The sequence below is a fragment of the Ideonella sp. genome, assembly GCF_044358605.1.
Lineage (GTDB): Bacteria > Pseudomonadota > Gammaproteobacteria > Burkholderiales > Burkholderiaceae_C > Ideonella.
In genome coordinates, this window is record NZ_JBIKNQ010000022.1 from 1 (window position 1) to 21,201 (window position 21,201).

The following is a 21,201-nucleotide window of genomic DNA, read 5'->3' on the forward strand; positions in this document are numbered from 1 at the left end:
ACAACCATCGAATTCCTCAACGCGCCCTCAACCACCAGACCCCCATCGAGGCCCTGAAAAAATGGCACGCCTCACACCCCAAGCTCTTCACAAAACGTGTGAATGATCTCCCGGGGCTTGACAAGTAGGCTGATGATGGGGATAATTTTTACACCCCCTGCCGTACCGATAATTTGTTTCTGCCCCCTCAGTTGTGACGGAATGGTCAGCGTCTGCGGCTTTATCGATTTTGAATAACGCAATAGTTTGAGAAAATAATTACGGAAAAGAGAATAAATCACCTTTCATCGTGAATATCACGAGATCGAGAAAAAATCTCGGCGCGAGCGGTTGCGATCGGGGCCTGAGCGGTCACGGGGCTGAAAAGCCTGCGGTCTGGCGTAGACTGTATGAAAACACAGCCGACTTTTCGGCCCTTGTCGTGTGCTTAGGCCACCGTTTCGCTTCCTACAATCCCCCGCCATGGCAACCCGACCCTCACCGATTGAGCCGACCTACGGCGAATCTTCCATCCGCGTTCTCAAAGGCCTGGAGCCCGTCAAGCAGCGGCCCGGCATGTACACCCGCACCGACAACCCTTTGCACATCGTGCAAGAGGTGATCGACAACGCAGCCGACGAAGCGCTGGCCGGGCATGGCAAGCGCATTGCGGTCACCCTGCATGCTGATGGCTCCGTCAGCGTGGATGACGACGGCCGGGGCATTCCCTTTGGCCTGCACCCCGAGGAGAAAGTGCCCGTGGTGGAGATCGTCTTCACCCGCCTGCACGCCGGGGGCAAGTTCGACAAGGGCTCGGGCGGGGCTTACAGCTTCTCGGGCGGCTTGCATGGCGTGGGCGTGAGCGTGACCAATGCTTTGGCCAAGCGCTTGCAAGTCTCGGTGTGGCGCGATGGCCAAGCGGCCGCTTTGGCCTTTTCGGGCGGCGACGTGATCGAGCCCCTGGTGGTGCGCCCTACAGCAGCGGGCGAGCGCAAAAAGGGCACCTCAGTGCGGGTGTGGCCCGATGCCAAGTATTTTGAAAGTGCTGAACTGCCCCGCCACGAGCTGATGCACTTGTTGCGCAGCAAGGCCGTGCTGATGCCCGGTGTGACGGTGACGCTGACCACCGAGAAAACCAGTGACGTACAAACTTGGGCTTACAAAGGCGGCCTGCGCGACTATCTGCAGCAGTCCCTGCCGGCCGACCCGATGATTCCGCTCTTCGAGGGCGAGCATTACGCCGGTAGCGGTGAAGACGAGAACTTTGCCGAAGGCGAGGGCGCCGCGTGGTGTGTGGCCTTCACCGAAGAAGGCACGCTGCTGCGCGAGAGCTATGTCAACCTGATCCCCACCGTGGCCGGTGGCACGCACGAGGCGGGCCTGAAAGACGGTTTGTTTGCGGCCATCAAGGGCTTTATCGAACTGCACTCGCTGCTGCCCAAGGGCGTGAAGCTGATGCCCGAAGACGTGTTCTCGCGCGCCAGCTTTGTGCTCAGCGCCAAGGTGCTGGACCCGCAGTTCCAAGGTCAAACCAAAGAGCGGCTGAACAGCCGAGATGCGCTGCGCTTGGTCTCGGCCTATGTGAAGCCGGCCTTGGAGCTGTGGCTCTCGCAGCATGTGGAGCACGGCAAAAAACTGGCCGAGCTGGTGATCAAGCAGGCGCAGACGCGCCAGCGCGCCAGCCAAAAGGTTGAGAAGCGCAAAGGCTCGGGCGTGGCCGTGCTGCCCGGTAAGCTGACCGACTGCGAAAGCAAAGACACCCAGCTCAATGAGTTGTTTTTGGTCGAGGGCGACTCGGCCGGCGGCAGCGCCAAGATGGGCCGCAACAAAGAGACCCAGGCCATCTTGCCCTTGCGCGGCAAGGTGCTGAACAGCTGGGAGGTCGAGCGCGACCTGCTGTTCAAGAACAACGAGATTCACGACATCTCGGTGGCCATCGGCGTGGACCCGCACGGTGCCACCGACACGGCCGAGTTGTCGGGCCTGCGCTACGGCAAGATTTGCATCCTCTCTGATGCGGACGTGGACGGCTCGCACATCCAGGTGCTGCTGCTGACGCTGTTCTTCCGCCACTTCCCGCGTCTGATCGAAGCCGGCCACGTGTATGTGGCCAAGCCACCGCTCTACCGGGTGGATGCGCCGGCGCGCGGCAAAAAGCCGGCCGCCAAAATTTATGCGCTGGACGACGGTGAACGCGATGCCGCCTTGGACAAGCTGCGCAAGGAAGGCTTGAAGGAAGGCTCATGGAGCATTGGCCGCTTCAAGGGCTTGGGTGAGATGAGCGCCGAGCAGTTGTGGGACACCACGCTCAACCCCGACACCCGCCGCCTGCTGCAAGTGCAGTATGGTCAATTGGACTTTGCCAGCACCGTGGACTCCATGACCAAGCTGATGGGCAAGGGCGAGGCTCAGGCCCGCCGCGACCTGATGGAGCTGCACGGCGACGCCGTGGAGGTGGACATCTGATGCCCATTCGCCTGCGCCCCACTGTGCTGTCGGACTTGGATGCCGTGGTCGAAATCGAACACGATGCGCGCAACCTGCCCTTCATCACGCCCTGGGACCGCACCCAGCACGAAGGTGCCATTCGCTTCCCCGACTTCCGCCACTTCATCATTGAGTCGGGCGAGGGCAGCGAGCGCCAAGGCTTTGTGATCTTGCAAGGCTGCCGCAACCCGCATGGCAGTGTGGAGCTGAAGCGCTTGGTGCTGCAGCCCAAGGGCCAAGGCTTGGGCCGTGCGGCGGTGCGGGTACTCAAGCGCATGGCGTTTTCAGATTTTCGGGCGCACCGCTTTTGGCTGGATGTCAAAGGCCTGAACACCCGTGCCCAGCACTTGTATCGCAGCGAAGGCTTTGTCGAAGAGGGCCGCCTGCGTGAAAGCGTGCGTGTGCAGGTGGATGGTGCCGATGGCTACGATGATTTGATCGTGATGAGCCTGCTGGACCGCGAGTACCAAGCCCGCCGCGCCATGGGCCAAGAGGACCCGGTCGCATGAGGTGGTGCGGCGCTCCTCAGGCCTTGGCCGCCAGCATGGTCTGGCTGTCGTCGGGGCTGAGTGTGCGCGCTGCGGAGCCGCCGCTGTGGGGCTATGTGGACGCGCAGGGTGTCGCTCATTTCTCGACCAAGAAAGAAGACAGCCGCTACACCCCCGTGCTGCGCCAAGGCAACGAGGACATTGGCCGAGTGCCCGGCAAAGTGGCCTCTCGCAAGGCCTTGATGACATGGCTGGCCTTTGCCCCCGAGGCCAAAGCCTTGCTGCCCATCTTGCGAGAGGCCGAAGCGGCGACCGGCGTGGATGTGGAGTTGATGCAGGCGCTGATTGCCGTGGAGTCTGGCTTCAAGCCCGATTTGGTGTCGCCCAAAGGCGCCATAGGCCTGATGCAGATCACCCCGGACACGGGAGAGCGCTATGCCACCAAAGCCGAGCGCGCCGCCCGCCCGGTGGAAGAGCGCCTGCGCGACCCGCGCAGCAACATCATGACGGGTGCGCGGATGCTGGCGGACTTGTCGCGCCGCATGGGCGGCATTGCCCCGGCACTGGCGGCCTGGAACGCCGGCGAGGGCAAGGTGCGCCGCCATGGCGGTAAGGTGCCGCCGTTTGCTGAAACCGAGGCGCATGTGCACCTGGTGCTCGAAATCTATTGGGAGCTGCTGCAGCAACGCCAGCAGCGCAATGTAAAAACCATGAATCTGGTCTCGACCAGCGCCACACCCACCGCCACTTTGCGCTGAGTGGGGCACTGCGCCACAGACCGTCTTGCCATTGACCTATGGAACAAACCCCTTTGAGTTTTGCCCCCCCACCCGGCGGTGGAGACGACAGCACCGTCACCCTGGCCCACTATGCCGAGCGGGCCTATCTGGAATATGCGCTCAGCGTGGTCAAGGGCCGGGCTTTGCCCGATGTCTGCGATGGCGCCAAGCCGGTGCAGCGCCGCATTCTTTACGCCATGCAGCGCATGGGTCTGAGCCATGGCGGCTCGGGCGGGGCACCCAAGCCGGTGAAGAGTGCGCGGGTGGTGGGCGACGTGCTGGGCAAGTTCCATCCGCATGGCGACACGGCCGCCTATGACGCCATGGTGCGCATGGCTCAAGACTTTGCGCTTCGCTATCCCCTGATCGACGGCCAAGGCAACTTCGGCAGCCGCGACGGTGACGGTGCGGCCGCCATGCGCTACACCGAGGCCCGCCTAGCCCCCATCGCCCGCCTGCTGCTCGATGAGCTGGACGAAGGCACGGTGGACTTTGTGCCCAACTACGACGGCTCCTTTGAAGAGCCCCGTCTGTTGCCCGCACGCCTGCCCTTTGTGCTGCTCAATGGCGCCAGCGGCATTGCGGTGGGCTTGGCCACCGAGATCCCCAGCCACAACCTGCGCGAAGTGGCTGCGGCGGCGGTGGCCATGATCCGTAACGACAAGCTCAGCGACGATGAGTTGTACGGGCTGATGCCCGGCCCCGACTACCCAGGCGGTGGGCAGATCATCTCCAGCAGCGCCGACATCCGCGAGGCCTATGCCTCGGGGCGCGGCAGCCTGAAGGTGCGGGCGCGTTGGAAGATTGAAGAGCTGGCGCGCGGCCAGTGGCAGTTGGTGGTCACCGAGCTGCCGCCGGGGGTGAGCAGCCAACGCGTGTTGGAAGAGATCGAGGATCTTTCCAACCCCAAGGTCAAGACCGGCAAGAAGGCCTTGTCGCCCGAGCAGTTGCAGCTCAAGGCCAGCTTGCTGGCCGTGCTGGACACCGTGCGCGACGAGTCCAGCAAAGAGGCGGCTGTGCGCTTGGTGTTTGAGCCCAAGAGCCGCACCATCGAGCAGCAAGACTTGATCTCCACCTTGCTGGCCCATACCAGCTTGGAGAGCAATGCCCCCATCAACCTCACCATGGTGGGTATTGACGGGCGCCCGGTGCAAAAAGGTCTGCGCCAGATGCTCACCGAATGGGTGGCCTTCCGGCAGACCACGGTGCAGCGCCGCACCCAGCACCGCCTGCAAAAAGTGCTGGACCGCATCCATGTGCTCGAAGGCCGTCAATTGGTGCTGCTGAACATCGATGAGGTGATCCGCATCATCCGCGAGTCCGACGAGCCCAAGGAAGCGCTGATCGCGCGCTTCAAGCTGACCGAGATTCAGGCCGACGACATCCTTGATATTCGCCTACGCCAACTGGCGCGCTTGGAAGCCATCAAGATCGAGCAAGAGCTCAGCAAGCTGCGCGACGAGCAGGCCAAGCTCGACGAGATTTTGGGCAGCCCGGCGGTGCTCAAGCGCACGGTCATCAAAGAGATCGAGGCTGATGCCAAGCAGCATGGCGATGACCGCCGCACGCTGATCCAAGAAGAAAAGCGTGCCGTGGCCGAGATCAAGGTGGTGGACGAGCCCGTCACTGTGGTGGTCAGCTTGAAGGGCTGGGTCCGCGCCCTGAAGGGCCATGAGGTGGACGCCAATACCTTGAGCTTCAAGGCCGGCGATGGCCTCTACGGCACCTTTGCCTGCCGCAGTGTGGAGACGCTGTATGTGTTTGGCTCCAACGGCCGCGTCTACAGCGTGGGCGTGGCCGGCCTGCCCGGTGGCCGGGGAGACGGCCAGCCTATTACCAGCCTGATCGACCTGGAAGCAGGCACGCAGTTGGCCCACTACTTTGCGGGCCCGCCAAGCCAAGTGATGCTCCTGGCCAACACCGGCGGCTTTGGCCTGCTGGCCCGCTTGAGCGACCTGAACAGCCGCCAAAAGGGCGGCAAGAGCTTCTTGACCCTGGACGCAGCAGAAACCCTGCTGCCACCGGCCCCCGTGCCACCGCAACTCCAAGAAGTAGCCTGCCTCTCATTGACCGGCCGCTTGCTGGTCTTCCCCTTGGCCGAGCTCAAACTCCAAGCCAATGGTGGTCGCGGCCTGACGCTGATGGATGTGGACGCCAAAGACCCGCTCATCTCGGTCAGCGCTTGCCAAGCCAGCGTGCGCGTGCTGGGCACCGGCCGAGCCGGTAAAGCCAAAGACGAAGTCATCAGCGGCGTGGCCTACACCCGCCACCAGGGCAAGCGTGCGCGCAAGGGGCTGAAGATTGAGGGGGCGGTGAAGGTGACGAGGGTGTTGGCGAGTTGAGCAGTCTTTACACCCGATCTTTCGTCATGATGTAGGCGCTCATCGTTGAGGTCTCAAACTTCGATCCCCTGCCTTATTCATCAACCGCCTGGAACGCAGACGCATCGTCATACGGGTTTTGGTCGAGTCGACCTACATAACGGACTGATCGCCTCTGCCCAAAGGCATTTACATACTCGATCATAAGGTGGGAAAAGGCTTCCGTCGGATCAGCACTGGATGGGTCTATGTTGAACCTGCGTATGAACTCGCGCTTAAACGACGCTAAATCCAATAGCTTTTCAAGGCGTCCATGGTTTGACTCCGCAAAGAGACGGAAGTCGGTTACAGACTGGCCGGTATTCGAAATTTCAAATGTGAGCAGAGACACCCCGTCGCCGCTTACAGCCGTGCCAAGTGCTCGAAAAACGAAAACAGGCCTGACCTGATGGTCCCTTGCCTCGCGCTCTTGAATTGACGCTTCCCTTTCTGCGTCCAATTGCAGGCGGGAGACCTCTACCAGCGCAGCCTGCTGTTCGACAGAATTTCTCAGCTCATCTGCTTGCAGTCGAAGAGCTTCAGTGCTGAGGCGCAACTCCTCCCCTTGCTGGAGATAGCCCAGGACTAACCACAAAAAAGCCAGAGGCGCAAAAGCACCCGCAAAAAAATCTCCCCATGCATTGGGTTGCATCGAAGCGATGTCCGCTCGCTTGATGAACAAAAGCCCAAGCATGCCGAATACCCAAATCACAGAGATCCAAAACCCAAACTTGTATCGCTTGTCAGTCATGTCAAAACGGGTATGAAAGAACTGGTGGGCAATGAGTCAGCCGCGCTTTCGGACGGGGACATCTCACCCCAATAAATGAACTGGCTACAAGGCGCGACGCGAGCAGCTTCGGCCAGAAATTCAACCATGTCTTAGAGTCGGCCTTCTCCGCGTTCATGTGCAGCAACGCGGCGCGAAATCTCCACCTTCAAGGTGTCGTCTTCGGCGTCTGAACGGGGTTGATTCAGCGAATCAAGCAGCAGATCCAGCAGTCGCATCCGTTCGGCCGGGGGCAATGAGAATCCTTGAGCAGCGAGTTCTTCGACGCGGTCTGGCATGGCGGGCTCCGGCTGAGGCTTGTAGTTTATCGGTCGGCGTCAGCCATACAAAGCCTCCGCCCGATTCAACAACACCCAACTGGTGAGGATGTACTTGTCGCCCGACACAGGTACGCGCCCCCGATGGGTGTGGGTGAAGTAGGCCGGAGCCATGACCATGCGGCCAGTGGTGGGCTGGATGCTGCGTTGCTGATAGTAGAAGTCGGTCTCGCCGCCTTCAGCCACGTCGTTCAGGTAGAACATGAACAGCAGGCTTCGGTGTAGCGTCTCACACCGGGCGTTATCGGGATAGTGCTCGCAGTGCCAGTAGTTGTAGTTGCCCCGGCCTTGTGGGTACTTCTGCATCTGGATGGGGCCCAGACGGTAGAGCGTGCGCATCAGGTCCATGGCCTGGGGCGCGCCTACGGTGTCGAAGTTGTCGTGGGTCAGTGCGGTGGGCTCACCCGTCTGCGGGTGTTGCACCGTCAGTGCCATCGGCGCGATCAGCGCAAAGTGGTGGCGCTTGAAGTACTCCGTCAAATGCCAGGTGGTGGCCTTCTGGATCTCTTGCAGCGCCGGGCGCCACTCGGGGTGTTGGTTGAGGTAGAGATCGGTGCTGATCTTCTTGCTCTCGTCCACCCCGGCGCCGGTTTGGCCGGCCACGCGGTGGGGGCTGCTCTCAAAAGCGTCGATCAAGCCTTGGCAAAACGCTGTGCTGAGCGCACCGTCCACCACTTGGATGAAGTCGGTGCTGGTCTCAGCCATGGCGGCGCAGTGCCAGGGTGGTGGTGGTCAAGCCCAGCAAAGCAAACAAGGCCAAACTCCAGAGCGCATAGGGCACGCCCAATAAATCGACCGAGGCTTCGGCGCACGACGCCGTGGGCGCAAAGACATCGGGGGCCAGGTCAAACAAGCCCAGCTTGGACAAGATCTTGTCGGCCAAGGTTTGAGCGCAGCCCATGGTGTCCAAAGCGGCGACCTTGTGCTGCCACAGGGCAGCAGCCACACCGCAGGCCGCCATCAGCGTGGCCAGCCACGCCAAGGCTTTGCGCACACCCCCTGTGGGCAGGAGGGCCGCAATGGCCGTGAGGAGGCCGATTACCAAGAAGATCAATCGCTGCAGCGTGCACCAGGGGCAGGGCTGCATGTCAAAGTGAAACTGCGACACCAAGGCGGCCCCCACCGCGCCCCAGGCGGCTGCTGTGACACCGAGTAAGAGGAGGCGAGAAGAGGGCAGGGCCATGTTCAGTCGGCCTTCAATTCGGCAATCAGTTCGATCTCCACGCAAGCGCCCATGGGGATTTGCGCCACGCCAAAGGCGCTGCGCGCATGCGCGCCCACGGTGGGGCCGAAGACTTCGCCCAGCAGCTCAGAGCAGCCGTTGGTGACCAGGTGTTGCTCGGTGAAGGTGGAGGTGGAGTTGACCAAGCTCATCACCTTGACGACGCGGGCCACACGGTCCAGGTCGCCACAGGCCGCTTGCAAAGTGCCCAGCAAGTCGATGGCAATGGCTCGCGCGGCGGCCTTGCCTTCTTCAGTGGCCATGGTCAGGCCCAATTGGCCGACCCAGGGCTTACCGTCTTTCTTGGCAATGTGGCCGGACAAAAACACCAGATTGCCGGTCTGAACAAAAGGCACATAAGCCGCAGCAGGGATGGCAATGGGCGGAAGCTCAATGCCCAATTCCTTCAGGCGAGCAGCAACAGACATGGGGTTTCTCCAAGGGGGAATTTCAAAGTCAGGCATCCTACACTGGGGCATGCCTAACAGATGGCCGTGGGTGCTCTCCCTGGTCGCGCTGGCAGCACTGGGTGGTTGTTTAGCTCAACTGACCCAGGCGCGGAGCTGGCCTGTCCACTGGGCGCAGGTCGGTATGGGTGCGGGTGGATTGCTCTGGCTGCAGGCGCTTTGGGCATGGCATCGGTGGCGTAGCCCTGGCATGCAAGTGCTGGCGGTGTTGTGCATGGTGCTGGGAACAGCTTTGCTGGCCTGGGGCCAAACAGATGCCCGCGCCAGTGCCCGCTTGCAGGCCGTGCTTCAACCTGAGTTGGAAGGCCAAGAGCTGCAGCTGGTGGGCAGGGTGGTGGACATGCCTCAGATCACCGCCGACGGCGTGCAGTTTGTATTCGAGGTGCAGCACGCCAAGCAACTCGGCGAAGCCGCATCTTCGGTGCAGGTGCCCCAGCGCTTGTGGCTGACATGGCGGCGCGGCTGGCAGGAAGACGCCTTGCTGGCAGGCCCGCCAGAGGCCTTGCAGGCGGGTGAGCGCTGGCAATTGCCCGTGCGCTTAAAGCGCCCGCATGGTGTGATGAACCCTGGCGGTTTTGATGCCGAGCTGTGGCTGTTTGAGCGGCAATTGGGCGCGGTGGGTGCTGTACGTGCGCAAGCGGCTGTGCCAGCCCAGCGCTTGGCCACCGCCAGCCTGTGGGACGCGCCCATCGAGCGAGCACGCCAGGCCTTGCGCGACCGCGTGCTGCTGGCCGTGCCCGACGCCAAAGCCGCCGCCGTGCTAGCGGCCTTGAGCGTGGGCGATCAAGCCGCCATCGAAGGCCCACAGTGGGAGGTCTTTCGGCGCACCGGCATTGCTCACCTCATCAGCATCAGCGGCCTGCATATCACCTTGTTTGCTTGGTTGGCCTCGCGGGCGGTGGGCTGGGCTTGGCGGCGCAGTGCCCGGCTTTGCTTGTGGTGGCCCGCACCGCTGGCAGCGCGTTGGGGCGGTGTGCTCTTGGCTTTGGGCTATGCCTTGCTGGCAGGCTGGGGTGTGCCCGCCCAGCGCACGGTGGGCATGTTGGCCTTGGGGGCGGGCCTTAAAAGCCTGGGCGTGAACTGGCCGGGCTGGCTCTTGGCGTTGTGGGTGGCGGTGGGCGTAGTGATGTGGGACCCGTGGGCCTTGCTGGCACCAGGCTTTTGGCTCTCGTTTGGGGCGGTGTGCTTGTTGATGCTGTCCTCGCCCGAGCCGCCGCCATTGGCCGACGCTGAGGCGCCGCCTGAGCCCCCACTTGGCTGGGCTCAGCGCTTGAGCCGAAGCCTGGCCCAAGCGTGGCATACGCAATGGGTGGCGTCGCTCGGTTTGGCGCCTTTGACGCTGATTCTGTTCAACCAAGTCTCGGTGGTGGGCTTTGTGGCCAATCTCTTCGCCGTGCCTTGGGTCACACTGGTGGTCACGCCGCTGGCCTTGCTGGGCATGTTGTGGTCAGGCTTTTGGAGCATGGCGGCTTGGGCCGTGGCGCCCATGCTGTGGGCTTTGGAGCACTTGGCGCACTGGGGCGGAGCAGGCTGGGTGGCGGCGGATGCGCCGTGGTGGGCGGTGGTGCTGGGCCTCATCGGCGCGGTGGGCGTGGTGTGGCCCGGCGCGTGGCCCAGGCGTGTGCTGGGCCTGCTGTTGATGCTGCCGCTGCTGATGCCGCCCGTGACCAAGCCCGCACACGGTCAGTTCGAGTTGCTGGCCTTGGACGTGGGGCAGGGCAGTTCGGTGCTGGTGAAGACGGCCCAGCACGCGCTCTTGCTCGACACCGGCCCCAAGTTCGCGCGAGACGCTGACGCAGGCCAGCGCATCGTCTTGCCGCTTTTGAGAGCCCAGGGTATTCGTCAGCTCGATGAGCTGATCTTGAGCCACCGCGACACCGACCATGTGGGCGGGGCTGACGCCGTGTTGGAGGGCGTGCCCGTTCTGCAGATGCGCAGCAGTTTGGAGCCCAGCCATGGCCTGCGCCGCAAAGCTGCGCGGCACCAGCCCTGCGAGGCGGGCCAACACTGGCTGTGGGACGGCGTGCGCTTTGAGGTTCTGCACCCGCAGCCCGGCCCGCCCGCACCTCAGGCCCGCCCCAACACCTTGAGCTGTGTGTTGAAGGTGACGGACGCCCAAGGCCGCAGCGCGCTGTTAACGGGTGACATCGAGGCCGAGCAAGAAGCGCTGCTGGTGGCGAACAGCGCCCACCTGTTGCCGGCCGAGGTGCTGATCGTGCCCCATCACGGCAGCCAAACCTCGTCGACCGCCGCCTTCTTGCAGGCGGTGAACCCGCGCGTGGCCGTCATCCAGGTGGCTTACCGCAGCCGCTTTGGTCACCCGCACCCCGCAGTGCTGGCCCGCTATGCCCAGGCAGGCATCAGTGTGGTGCGCAGCGACCACTGTGGCGCCTGGGTTTGGGGCGCCGAGGCAGAGGCTTGCACTCGGGCGGTGCGTCAGCGCTACTGGCATTGGCGCGCAGAGCCCTGAGGCAGAGGCGCTGAGAGCGCTGATGCACCTTTAGGGTGTGCCCTCGGGGAATGTGGCTCGGATGTTGCTACAGTCAATCGGGCAGGAGACCGCTTTATGAGACCAAGCTTTGACGAAATGCACGCGACCAGCACCACGGTTCGCGACCACTACCGCACCTACGACCGCTGGCTGGGCCGACAAGAGCGCGATGTGATGCGCGGCCGGCGCGAAGAGGCCGAGCTGATCTTCCGCCGCGTGGGCATCACCTTTGCCGTGTATGGCGACAAAGACGCTGGCGAAGGCACCGAGCGTCTGATCCCGTTTGACCTGATCCCGCGCATCATCCCCGCCCATGAATGGCGCGAGATGGAAAAGGGCCTGCGCCAGCGGGTGACGGCGCTCAACCGCTTCATCCACGACATCTATCACGGCCAAGAGATTCTCAAGGCCGGCATCGTCCCGGAGGAGCAGATCACCCGCAACGCGCAGTTCCGCCCGCAGATGATGGGCGTGGACGTACCCGGGGGCGTGTACTCGCAAATCGCAGGCATCGACATCGTGCGTGCCGCCAACCCGGACGGCAGCGGCAGCTACTACGTGCTGGAAGACAACCTGCGCGTGCCCAGCGGCGTGAGCTACATGCTGGAAAACCGCAAGATGACCATGCGGCTCTTTCCCGACTTGTTCGCCGAGCACCGCATTGCGCCCGTGGCGCATTACCCCGACTTGCTGCTGGACACCCTGCGCAGCGTGGCCCCGGGCGGCGTGAACGAGCCCACCGTGGTGGTGCTGACGCCTGGCATGTACAACTCGGCCTACTTTGAGCACGCGTTCTTGGCGCAGCAGATGGGCGTGGAGTTGGTCGAAGGCCAGGACTTGTTCGTCAAAGACGACTTCGTGTTCATGCGCACCACGCGTGGGCCGCGTCGCATTGATGTGATCTACCGCCGCGTGGACGACGATTTCCTGGACCCAGAGGTCTTCCGCCCCGACTCTCGCCTGGGCTGCGCAGGCCTTCTGCGCGCCTACAAAGCAGGCAATGTCACGCTGGCCAATGCGGTGGGTACGGGCATTGCCGACGACAAGTCCATCTACCCCTATGTGCCCAAGATGGTGGAGTTCTACTTGGGCGAGAAGCCCATCTTGAACAATGTGCCCACCCACTTGTGCCGCGACAGCAAAGACCTGCAATACGTGCTGGACCATCTGGGCGAGTTGGTGGTGAAGGAAGTGCACGGCGCTGGCGGCTACGGCATGTTGGTAGGCCCAGCCGCCACCAAGGCCGAGATCGCCGACTTCCGCACCCAACTGCTGGCCAATCCGTCTAACTACATTGCGCAGCCCACGCTGTCGCTGTCCACCTGCCCGACCTTTGTGGAGGCGGGCATTGCACCCCGCCACATCGACCTGCGGCCCTTTGTGCTCTCGGGCAAGTCGGTGCAGATGGTGCCGGGTGGCTTGACCCGCGTGGCCTTGAAAGAAGGCTCCTTGGTGGTGAATTCCAGCCAAGGCGGTGGCACCAAAGACACCTGGGTGTTGGAAGACTGAAGCGGTCCAAGGAGAAAAATGATGCTGTCAAGAACCGCCGACCATTTGTTCTGGATGTCGCGCTACATCGAGCGCGCAGAAAACACTGCCCGCATGTTGGATGTCAACGTGCAGACCTCCTTGCTGCCGCAGTCGGCCGAAAGCGCCGAATTGGGTTGGCAAGGGGTGCTGAGCATCTCTGAGCTGACCGAGCCTTATGCTCAGCGTTACAAAACCGTCAACCCGCGCGATGTCACCGAGTTCATGGTGCGCGATGAGCGCAACGCCTCGTCCATCCTGAGCTGCCTCAAAGCCGCCCGTGAAAACGCCCGCGCAGTACGTGGCACCCTGACCACCGAAGTTTGGGAGACCACCAACCAAACTTGGTTGGAGTTCAATCGCCTGCTGGCGGATGGCATGCTGGCTCGCGACCCTTCTGCTCTGTTTGAGTGGGTCAAGTTCCGCTCCCATCTTTCGCGTGGGGTGACCGTGGGCACCATGCTGCAAGACGAGGCCTTCCACTTCCTGCGCATTGGCTCCTTCTTGGAGCGGGCCGACAACACCGCGCGTTTGCTGGACGTGAAGTTCCATGCCTTGAAGGGCGACTTTCATGCGGCAGAGGCCGCAGCGGGCTTGCTACCCCACGGCGAAGCCGCGCAAGAGACGGACGACAGCGAATACGACTTCTATCATTGGTCGTCGCTGTTGCGTTCGGTGTCGGGTTTTGAGGTCTATCGCAAGGTCTATCGCAATGTCATTCAGCCGGAGAAGGTGGCTGAGCTGCTGATCCTGCGCCCGGACATGCCTCGCTCTTTGGCCGCCTGCATGAACGGTGTGCTGGAAAACCTGAAGCTGGTGGCCAATGACCAGTCCGCAGACACCCTGCGCCGCGCGGGCCGCTTGCAGGCCGATTTGGCTTACAGCCGCATCGACGAGATTTTGGCCACCGGCCTGCATGCCTATCTGACCCAGTTTTTGGACCGCGTCTCCGACCTTGGCATGGGCATCAGCCGCGACTTTCTTGTGTCCCATTGAGCACCGCCCGCACGCCGCCTTTAAACGCAGACCCTGAAGGCGTGCATGATGGCGGGATGAGCCCGCCCCCTTTCGCTGACACCGCACTGGCTTGGTTGCACCCCTGGGTGCTGCCCGGCCAGCCGCTGCATTACAGCGAGTGGCAGGCCGGGGGCACCGAAGTGGCCCCCTTGTGGGCGCAGTTTTTGGCCCACAGCGGTGTGGCGTCGCCCGAGGCGCTGAACGCCCGCGCCACCCAGGTGCGCCACCGCGTGCGCGAAGACGGCGCCAGCTACAACGTGTTTGGCGACGGCGACGAAGCCACACGACCGTGGCCGCTGGAGCTGCTGCCCATGCTGCTCAGCCCCGAAGACTGGGCCCAGATCGCCCCCGGTGCAGTGCAGCGCGCAAGGCTGATGAACGCCGCCATGGCCGATGTGTACGGGCCGCGCCAACTGCTGGACGAGGGCCTCTTGCCGCCACAACTGGTGCTGGCCCATCCCCAATACCTGAGGGCCATGCACGGCGTGCGGCCGCTGGGCGGCGTTCACCTGCATGTCTTGGCCCTGGACTTGGCGCGTGGGCCAGAAGGCCGCTGGTGGGTGTTGGCCCAGCGCACGCAGGCCCCCTCAGGTTTGGGTTATCTCTTAGAGAACCGGGGCATCGTCGGCCCGCAATTCCCGGGCAGCTTGCGTGCTTTGCAAGTGCAGCGCCTGGACGGTGCTTATCGCGCTTTCATGCAAGGCTTGTTGCGGCTGAGCCCTGCGGGCGAGCGCAGCCGCGTGGTTTTGCTGACGCCTGGGCGCCACAACGAAACCTATTTTGAGCAGGTCTTCTTGGCCCGTCATTTAGGGCTGACCTTGGTGGAAGGCGGTGACCTGACCGTGCGCGCCAACCGCGTCTTTTTGAAGACCTTGCATGGGCTGGAGCCGGTGCATGTGGTGCTGCGGCGGGTGGACGACGAGTTTTTGGACCCGCTGGAGCTGCGCGCTGATTCCACCTTAGGCGTGCCCGGCCTGCTGCAAGCCATGCGCAGCGGGCAGGTGGTGGTGGCCAATGCGCCAGGAGCGGGTTGGCTGGAAAGCCCCGGGCTCGCGGCCTTTTGGCCGGGCGTGGCTGAGCGCCTGCTGGGCGAGACCCTGAGTCTGCCCGCCAGCGAGGCCTGGTGGTGTGGTGAGCAAAGTGTGTGGGAAAAGTTCAAAGGCGAGCTGAGTGGATTTGTGGTGGCGCCCACCTTCACGGCCAGCGCCACCACGCGCAGCTTTGCCCCTCGGGTGGTGGATGCGCTGAGCCCGGAGGCCCGGGCCCAGTGGGTGCAAGCCATCAGCATGGACCCGGCCGCGCATACCTTGCAGGCGCGCATTCGGCCCTCGGAAACCCCCGTGTGGCGCGGTGGCCATTTGGCGGCGCACCCGGCCGTGTTGCGAGTTTTTGTGCTGGCCGATGGCCAAGGCGGCTGGCAGGCGGTGCCGGGGGGCTTGGTGCGCATTGCCGGCCAAGGCGATGGCGGCGATGACCCGTGGCTGTCCATGCAGCGCGGCAGTGCCAGTGCGGACGCTTGGGTGGTCGGTGCCAGTACCGCGCCACCCAGCCAGCCCAGCGCAGAGCCCGCCGATGTGCGCCCGCCGCTGCGCGAGCCCTTGAGCCGCGAAGCCCTGGCCTTGGCGCCGCGCATCGTGACCAGCCGTGCCGCAGAAAACCTGTTCTGGCTGGGCCGCTACACCGAGCGAGCAGACGCCCAGGTGGCCTTGGCCCGTCTGATGGTGGCGGAGCCCACCGACGCCCCCGCGCCACTCTGGAGCGCGCTGGAGCGCATGGCCCGTCATGTGGGCTTGGTCGACGAAGAAGCGCCGCCTTGGCCCAACGTGGCGGCGCTGGTGCAGGCCATGGTGCAGCAGTTGGGCGACCCGCACGCCAGCGTCAGCCTGGCCTATAACCTGCAATGCCTTAAGGCCTGCGCCTCGGGCTTGCGAGACCGCCTGGCCGCCGAGCACTGGACGCTCATCCACGAAGCCGAGGCCAACGTGCGGCAGCGCCTAGGTGCCGTCGCCTTGGCGGCCGCCAGCCCGCCAGACACCTTGGCGGTGCTGACGTTTTCAGCCATGCAACTGGCCGCCATCACCGGTGCCCAGACCGACCGCATGATGCGCGACGACGGCTGGCGCTTGCTCAGCGTAGGGCGGCATATCGAGCGCATGGACTATCTGGCTCAGGTGCTGGACGCCGGCCTGGCCCACGGCCTGCCTGACAGCGATGAAGGCGCTGCCGCCTTGCTGCAGCTCTTTGACGCCACCATCACCTTCCGCGCCCAGTTCCAAGGGCGAAGGGAAGTCTTGCCCTTGCTGCATTTGCTGGTGCACGACGCCGACAGCCCACGCTCATTGGCCTGGGTGGCCACCGCCCTGAAGAACCGCCTGCGGCGCTTGGCGCAGCACGACCCCGATTGGGCCGAGGCTTGGGCGCAGCGCTTGCCCAACCCCGCGCAGTGGGTGCTACCGGAAAGCCTGGCTGACCAGCAGGCCGTGGCAGCGCTGCGCGAGGCGCTGTGCGTGACCAGTGCCCAAATGGCTGGTTTGTCGGACGCCATTGCCCAGCGCCTCTTTGCCCACGTCAGCATGGCCTTCAGCCCGCAGTTGCATCTCACGCGTTCAATGGGCTTTGGGGGGACCGAGCAATGAGCCCCAAGACCTTGAGGTTTGAGCCCGCCCGTTGGCTGAGCGTGGTGCATGAGACCCGCTATGACTATGCGCCGCCGGTGGAGCTGGGTCACCACCTGGGCTGGCTGCTGCCGCGCACCACACTGCGCCAACAGGTGCGTGGCTGGCAGCTTCACATCAGCCCAGCCCCTGATGAATGGCTGCAGGCCGGTGTGGGCGAGGGCGGCCCGGTGCCCCCGGGCCAGTTGCACGAAGACGTGTTTGGCAACCGCTGGTTGGCCTTCAGCCATTCACGGCAGCATGCGCAGCTGCGCGTGGTCAGCCGCTTTGAAGCGGGTGTCGGCTGGGTGCCGGGTCTTTCGCCCCACCTCAGCCCGGCCTGGGAGCAAGTGGCTGAAACCCTGCGTTACCACGCCGGAGCCACGCGCTCAGAGAGCGTGGAGTTCAGCTTGGCGTCGCCCTGCGTGCCCCTCACGCCTGCCTTGGCTGATTTTGGCCGCGAGGCCTTCAGCCCGGCCACACCCCTCCTGGCCGGGGCACTGCGCTTGATGAAGCTGGTCCACCAGCGCATGGCCTATGTGCCGGGCAGCACCAGCGTCAGCACCCGAGCCCCTGAGGCCTTGGCCGGTGGCCAGGGCGTGTGCCAAGACCTGGCCCACGTGATGATGGGCGCGCTGCGGGCGCTGGGCTTGTCTGCCCGCTACATCAGCGGCTACCTGCTGACCCAGCCGCCCCCCGGCATGCCCAAACTGGTGGGGGCCGATGCCTCACACGCTTGGGTGGAAGTGTGGTGTCCCTTGCACGGTTGGGTGGCACTGGACCCGACCAACGACCTCATCGTCGGCCCTGACCACGTGACCCTGGCCTGGGGCCGCGACTATGCCGACGTGGCCCCGCTGCGCGGCATGATCAACGGCGGCGCCAGAGCTGAGCCGCTGGTGAGCGTGAACGTCGAGGCCGTGCCTTGAGCCATTGAAGCCAGGGTGGGCTTACTTGGACGACGTGAACGCGAAAACATGGGCGTCCACCGCTTGCCCGTGGAGTTGCAGCCGCTGGCGCGCCAGTCCTTCGTGGGTGGCACCGGCTTTGCGTGCGACAGCGAGGCTAGGTTCATTCCCCTCGGCCACCACAATCTCCACCCGCGCTTGGCCCAGCTTTCCTAGCGCCAAGTCCCGAAGGGCCAGGGTGGCCGCTGTGGCCGCGCCCATGCGCTGCTTGAAATCTCGCACCCAATAGCCGAGGTTGCAGAATTTGTTGGGGGCATTGAACTGGTTCAGGCCACAGCCCCCCACAAACTGCCCATCCAGCGTGAAGATGCCGAACTCATGCCCTTCACCCGATGCACGGGCCGCATTGCAGGCCGCAAACCAGCACAGCGCGTCGTAGTCTGAGAAATCAGGCGTGGCCCAACTCATCCAGCGGCCCACCGTTTGAACCGATTCACGAACCCCAGCGCTCATGACGGGCGCGTCGTCATCTCGATAGGGGCGAAGCAAGAAAGCAGCGGCTCGGAGCATGGGGGGATGGCAGCAGGCTGGGGTGCCGGGGATGATAGCGGCGCTTCAGGCTTGAGCGCCCTGTCTGCACACGCCGTTGGTGATTGCATCAAATGCTCTGATGTCTGGTGCAGCACGGGCGCCTCTGACTGTGCCTGCCTGCTGCAGCTATCTTTACCGGCCAGGGAAGGCCAGTGCCTGATCAACGCGCTCCTTGTGAACGCCATACCAACAAGCCGCATGCTAGATTCACTCATGGCCTACTCCTGTGCATGTTGGCAATGCCCTGGCAGAACGCCTGCCCAGTGCATTGATGTCGCTTGGCAGGCGCTTGGTCTGCAAGCTGCGGTTGCGATGAAGACAGGCCGCCCGCCTTTACGAAGCTATCTTGTCTAGTGGCATACATATGCGCTTTTCGATTGCCGTTCTTGCTTTGGCCGTGTTCCTCGGCTGTCCCGCCCACGCGGCGAATGACGCACAGGCAGCCCCCCTTGTCGAGCAGCAGATCCAGCGCGTCGAGGCCGCTCTGCCTGCTGTCTCGAAGGAGGGCCGGACGCTCGAACTCTCCTTAGCGGGCTGGATGAAAGCGCTTCGGGTGCCCGGCTTGAGCATCGCCGTCATTGAAGATTACCGGATCGTCTGGGCGAAGGGCTACGGCGTGATGGCAGCGGACGCGGGCGACGCGCCAGTCACGACTGCAACATTGTTCCAGGCCGGCTCGGTCAGCAAGCCGATCGCCGCACTCGCCGTGCTGCGGGAAGTGGAGAGTGAACGGTTCGATCTAGACGCCGATGTCAACAGCTACCTCCGGTCTTGGAAACTCCCCGATGCCGACCCGTCGAGCAAAGGGAAAGTGACGCTGCGGGATCTGCTCGGGCACACTGCGGGCATTACCCCCGGAGGATTCGCCGGCTACTCACGCGATGCTTCATTGCCCACGATGCAGCAGATTCTCGAGGGCGTACCTCCAGCATCGAACCGGGCTGCGCGCAGAGCCTCGGCGCCGGGGGCTGCGGTGAGCTATAGCGGGCTTGGATACACCATCTTGCAGCTCGCGCTCATGGAGCGCCTGGGCAAGCCCTTCGAGGACATCATCAAGGCGTCCGTATTCGATCCGGTGGGCATGCGCGACAGCACCTTCCAATCAAAACTGCCTGATGCGCTTGCGGCGAGGGCCGCGCGTGGCCACCGAACCAGCGGCGAGGCCATTCCTGGTGGCTGGTATGTCCATCCCGAGTCAGCGGCCGCCGGGCTTTGGACCACAGCATCCGACCTTGCGCTGCTGTGGACCGAGGTGGCGAAGTCGAGCGCCGGGCGCTCTGATCGCCTGCTTTCGCGCGATAAGACTCGCGAGATGTTGTCGCAACATCGCGACCAGATGGGGCTCGGGTTTGTGGTCCGCCCTGGGGAGGCTCACGGCCGGTTCGCGCACTTTGGTGGCAACCAGGGTTACCGCAGCCATGTCGAGATGTTTACCAGCACCGGACAGGGGATCGTGGTCATGACCAACTCCGATGCCGGCCAACTGCTCACTGCGCTGCTGGTCAGGCGTGTCGCACAGGTGCATGGTTGGCCTGTCACAGAGCAGAGACCTCTTTCATTGGCGTCGACGGATGCCATCTTCGCTCAGGTTGATCAGGCGAGATCCGCGAGGACACGAGTCAATGTCGAGGAACGTCTCCTCAAGCGGTACGTGGGGCGGTATGAGCTTGCCCCAGGGTTGGAGTTCGAGGTGACGCTGGCGGCGGGCCACCTTGAAGTACGCCTCGGCGACCAACCCCGTTTCCCGGCCTATGCAGAATCCGAAGCGAAGTTCTACTTCGAAGTGGTCGATGCCCAGATTAGCTTCGTGTTGACCGATGAGGGGCGGGTCAGCGCTCTGATCCTGCATCAAGGCGGACGGGATCAAAGGGCAAAGAGGATCGAATAGTGCTAGACGCCTCAACGCATTGGAGCTAAGTCGCGCGCCGCTCAGCCCGGCCAGGCTGCTGGTCTTGGGCGGTCGGATGAAGCCGGGCATGGCCCAGGGCTGGCACAGCGCGTGCTCGGTGAAAAACTTCAAGCCATACAAAACCAGCGTCCAACCAGGTAGTCGAGCGGGATAGCCACAAGCTGCGCTTGTAGTCCCTGACTCCTCTCGAGCCGTTTGTTGGAAAGGCCCGGTGAGGATGAGATAAGGTTTTGCCGCTGTGAATTGATCCCAAGGGTCGGATCATCGGTAGCGGCCTTGGCAGCGGGATGCGCGGGCCTGTTGCCTGGAGGCGAGAGGAGTCATTCCATGCACATCGTGAGATTTGGCGGCTGGCTTTTGGGCGGTATCTGCTTGTCCTGTGGTCTCGCAGTTCTGCTGTCGGGTATTGATCCAGCGGACCTTTGCTTCAAGCGCTGCGAGATACCGAATTTGATCATTCACATGCTTGGGCCGTCCGTCATGCGCACCCTCATTGGCTTGTTCTTTATCGGCTTGGGCCTTGCGTTTTTGGCGGGGCTTCTGCGCTCACGGGGCCATGAGTAGTCGGGCTTGCCGCCGATAATCCCCCCATGCCCACCCACCCCATCCTCAAAATGGGCGACCCGCGCTTGCTGCGCGTCGCCCAGCCCGTCACCGCGTTCGACACGCCGGAGTTGCATGCGCTGATTGCCGACATGTTCGAAACCATGGCGGCGGCCAATGGGGCGGGCTTGGCGGCGCCGCAGATTGGGGTGGATTTGCAACTGGTGATTTTTGGCTTCGAGCGCAATGAGCGCTACCCGGAGGCTCCGGCGGTGCCGCGCACGGTGCTGATCAACCCGAGCATCACGCCTTTGTCTTCGGGCGGGGCTGAGCCCGAGGAAGTGTTGGGCTGGGAGGGCTGCCTCTCTGTGCCTGGCCTGCGCGGTCAAGTGCCGCGCTTTGAGCGCATTCGCTATAGCGGATTCGATCCGCAAGGGCGGCCTATTGAGCGCGAGGCTGAGGGCTTTCATGCGCGGGTGGTGCAGCATGAATGTGACCACTTGATCGGGCGGCTCTACCCCACGCGTATGCGCGATTTGACCTTGCTGGGCTTTACCGAAGTGCTGTTTCCTGGGCTGGACCCGGCATCTGACGACTGAGAGGCATCAGTGCGTGTGGCGCTTAATACGCGTTGCTCGGTGTAAAGCTGGTCACCGTGTGCCGGGTCTGGCG

The 21,201-nt window shown here is 63.5% G+C and carries 17 protein-coding genes; 11 read left to right on the plus strand and 6 right to left on the minus strand.

Going from position 1 to position 21,201, the window contains the following annotated elements; genetic code table 11:
* Positions 1 to 462 precede the first annotated feature (462 nt).
* Genes ACIQ3Q_RS09635 through parC form a run of 4 tightly spaced genes read left to right on the plus strand, consistent with a single transcriptional unit; the run spans position 463 to position 6,075 of the window.
* Positions 463 to 2,445, plus strand: a complete 1,983-nt coding sequence (locus ACIQ3Q_RS09635) for a DNA topoisomerase IV subunit B (RefSeq protein ID WP_396268860.1) — start codon at positions 463 to 465, stop codon at positions 2,443 to 2,445.
* Positions 2,445 to 2,975, plus strand: a complete 531-nt coding sequence (locus ACIQ3Q_RS09640) for a GNAT family N-acetyltransferase (RefSeq protein WP_396268861.1) — start codon at positions 2,445 to 2,447, stop codon at positions 2,973 to 2,975. Before ACIQ3Q_RS09635 ends, ACIQ3Q_RS09640 begins: the two co-directional genes overlap by 1 nt.
* A complete protein-coding gene (locus ACIQ3Q_RS09645; RefSeq protein ID WP_396268862.1) occupies positions 2,972 to 3,712 on the plus strand; it encodes a lytic transglycosylase domain-containing protein in 741 nt (246 codons plus the stop codon). The genes ACIQ3Q_RS09640 and ACIQ3Q_RS09645 overlap by 4 nt, the downstream gene beginning before the upstream one ends.
* A 38-nt stretch (positions 3,713 to 3,750) precedes the next feature.
* The gene (parC, locus tag ACIQ3Q_RS09650) at positions 3,751 to 6,075 is read left to right on the plus strand and encodes a DNA topoisomerase IV subunit A (protein ID WP_396268863.1); all 2,325 of its coding nucleotides are present in this window, start codon (positions 3,751 to 3,753) and stop codon (positions 6,073 to 6,075) included.
* Positions 6,076 to 6,148: 73 nt separating this feature from the next.
* On the opposite strand, the gene ACIQ3Q_RS09655 is transcribed toward parC, so the two are convergent.
* The 5 genes from ACIQ3Q_RS09655 to ACIQ3Q_RS09675 all read right to left on the minus strand — a co-directional run bounded on the left by ACIQ3Q_RS09655 (position 6,149) and on the right by ACIQ3Q_RS09675 (position 8,850).
* Positions 6,149 to 6,844: a hypothetical protein gene (locus tag ACIQ3Q_RS09655; RefSeq protein ID WP_396268864.1), complete on the minus strand. Its 696-nt coding sequence runs from the start codon at positions 6,842 to 6,844 to the stop codon at positions 6,149 to 6,151.
* Between the two features lie 131 nt (positions 6,845 to 6,975).
* Positions 6,976 to 7,161 carry an addiction module protein gene (locus ACIQ3Q_RS09660; protein ID WP_396268865.1) on the minus strand — a complete coding sequence of 62 codons (186 nt, stop codon included), beginning with the start codon at positions 7,159 to 7,161 and terminating at the stop codon, positions 6,976 to 6,978.
* A 39-nt stretch (positions 7,162 to 7,200) separates the two neighbouring features.
* Positions 7,201 to 7,905, minus strand: a complete 705-nt coding sequence (locus tag ACIQ3Q_RS09665) for a 2OG-Fe(II) oxygenase (RefSeq protein WP_396268866.1) — start codon at positions 7,903 to 7,905, stop codon at positions 7,201 to 7,203.
* Positions 7,898 to 8,383, minus strand: a complete 486-nt coding sequence (locus ACIQ3Q_RS09670; RefSeq protein ID WP_396268867.1) for a disulfide bond formation protein B — start codon at positions 8,381 to 8,383, stop codon at positions 7,898 to 7,900. The genes ACIQ3Q_RS09665 and ACIQ3Q_RS09670 overlap by 8 nt, the downstream gene beginning before the upstream one ends.
* 2 nt (positions 8,384 to 8,385) lie before the next feature.
* Positions 8,386 to 8,850, minus strand: coding sequence for a RidA family protein (locus ACIQ3Q_RS09675; protein WP_210810354.1), 465 nt, complete (start codon positions 8,848 to 8,850; stop codon positions 8,386 to 8,388).
* A 49-nt stretch (positions 8,851 to 8,899) separates the two neighbouring features.
* Between ACIQ3Q_RS09675 and ACIQ3Q_RS09680 the strand changes: the two genes are divergently transcribed.
* The 5 genes from ACIQ3Q_RS09680 (at position 8,900) to ACIQ3Q_RS09700 (ending at position 17,507) form a co-directional block, all read left to right on the plus strand.
* Positions 8,900 to 11,359 carry a DNA internalization-related competence protein ComEC/Rec2 gene (locus ACIQ3Q_RS09680; RefSeq protein WP_396268868.1) on the plus strand — a complete coding sequence of 820 codons (2,460 nt, stop codon included), beginning with the start codon at positions 8,900 to 8,902 and terminating at the stop codon, positions 11,357 to 11,359.
* A gap of 96 nt (positions 11,360 to 11,455) precedes the next feature.
* Positions 11,456 to 12,889 (plus strand): circularly permuted type 2 ATP-grasp protein, encoded by a 1,434-nt coding sequence (locus ACIQ3Q_RS09685; protein ID WP_396268869.1) that lies wholly within the window; start codon positions 11,456 to 11,458, stop codon positions 12,887 to 12,889.
* Positions 12,890 to 12,910: 21 nt separating this feature from the next.
* Positions 12,911 to 13,903, plus strand: coding sequence for an alpha-E domain-containing protein (locus ACIQ3Q_RS09690; protein WP_396268870.1), 993 nt, complete (start codon positions 12,911 to 12,913; stop codon positions 13,901 to 13,903).
* A 56-nt stretch (positions 13,904 to 13,959) separates the two neighbouring features.
* Positions 13,960 to 16,560: a circularly permuted type 2 ATP-grasp protein gene (locus tag ACIQ3Q_RS09695; protein ID WP_396268871.1), complete on the plus strand. Its 2,601-nt coding sequence runs from the start codon at positions 13,960 to 13,962 to the stop codon at positions 16,558 to 16,560.
* Positions 16,557 to 17,507, plus strand: a complete 951-nt coding sequence (locus ACIQ3Q_RS09700) for a transglutaminase domain-containing protein (RefSeq protein ID WP_396268872.1) — start codon at positions 16,557 to 16,559, stop codon at positions 17,505 to 17,507. Before ACIQ3Q_RS09695 ends, ACIQ3Q_RS09700 begins: the two co-directional genes overlap by 4 nt.
* A gap of 21 nt (positions 17,508 to 17,528) precedes the next feature.
* Here the strand turns inward: ACIQ3Q_RS09700 and ACIQ3Q_RS09705 are convergent, their stop codons facing one another.
* Positions 17,529 to 18,056: a GNAT family N-acetyltransferase gene (locus ACIQ3Q_RS09705; RefSeq protein ID WP_396268873.1), complete on the minus strand. Its 528-nt coding sequence runs from the start codon at positions 18,054 to 18,056 to the stop codon at positions 17,529 to 17,531.
* 385 nt (positions 18,057 to 18,441) lie between these two features.
* On the opposite strand from ACIQ3Q_RS09705, the gene ACIQ3Q_RS09710 reads away from it, so the two are divergent.
* Both ACIQ3Q_RS09710 and def read left to right on the plus strand, forming a co-directional pair.
* A complete protein-coding gene (locus ACIQ3Q_RS09710) occupies positions 18,442 to 19,965 on the plus strand; it encodes a serine hydrolase (RefSeq protein WP_396268874.1) in 1,524 nt (507 codons plus the stop codon).
* A gap of 611 nt (positions 19,966 to 20,576) precedes the next feature.
* Positions 20,577 to 21,128, plus strand: a complete 552-nt coding sequence (gene def / locus ACIQ3Q_RS09715) for a peptide deformylase (RefSeq protein WP_396268875.1) — start codon at positions 20,577 to 20,579, stop codon at positions 21,126 to 21,128.
* Positions 21,129 to 21,201 lie beyond the last annotated feature (73 nt).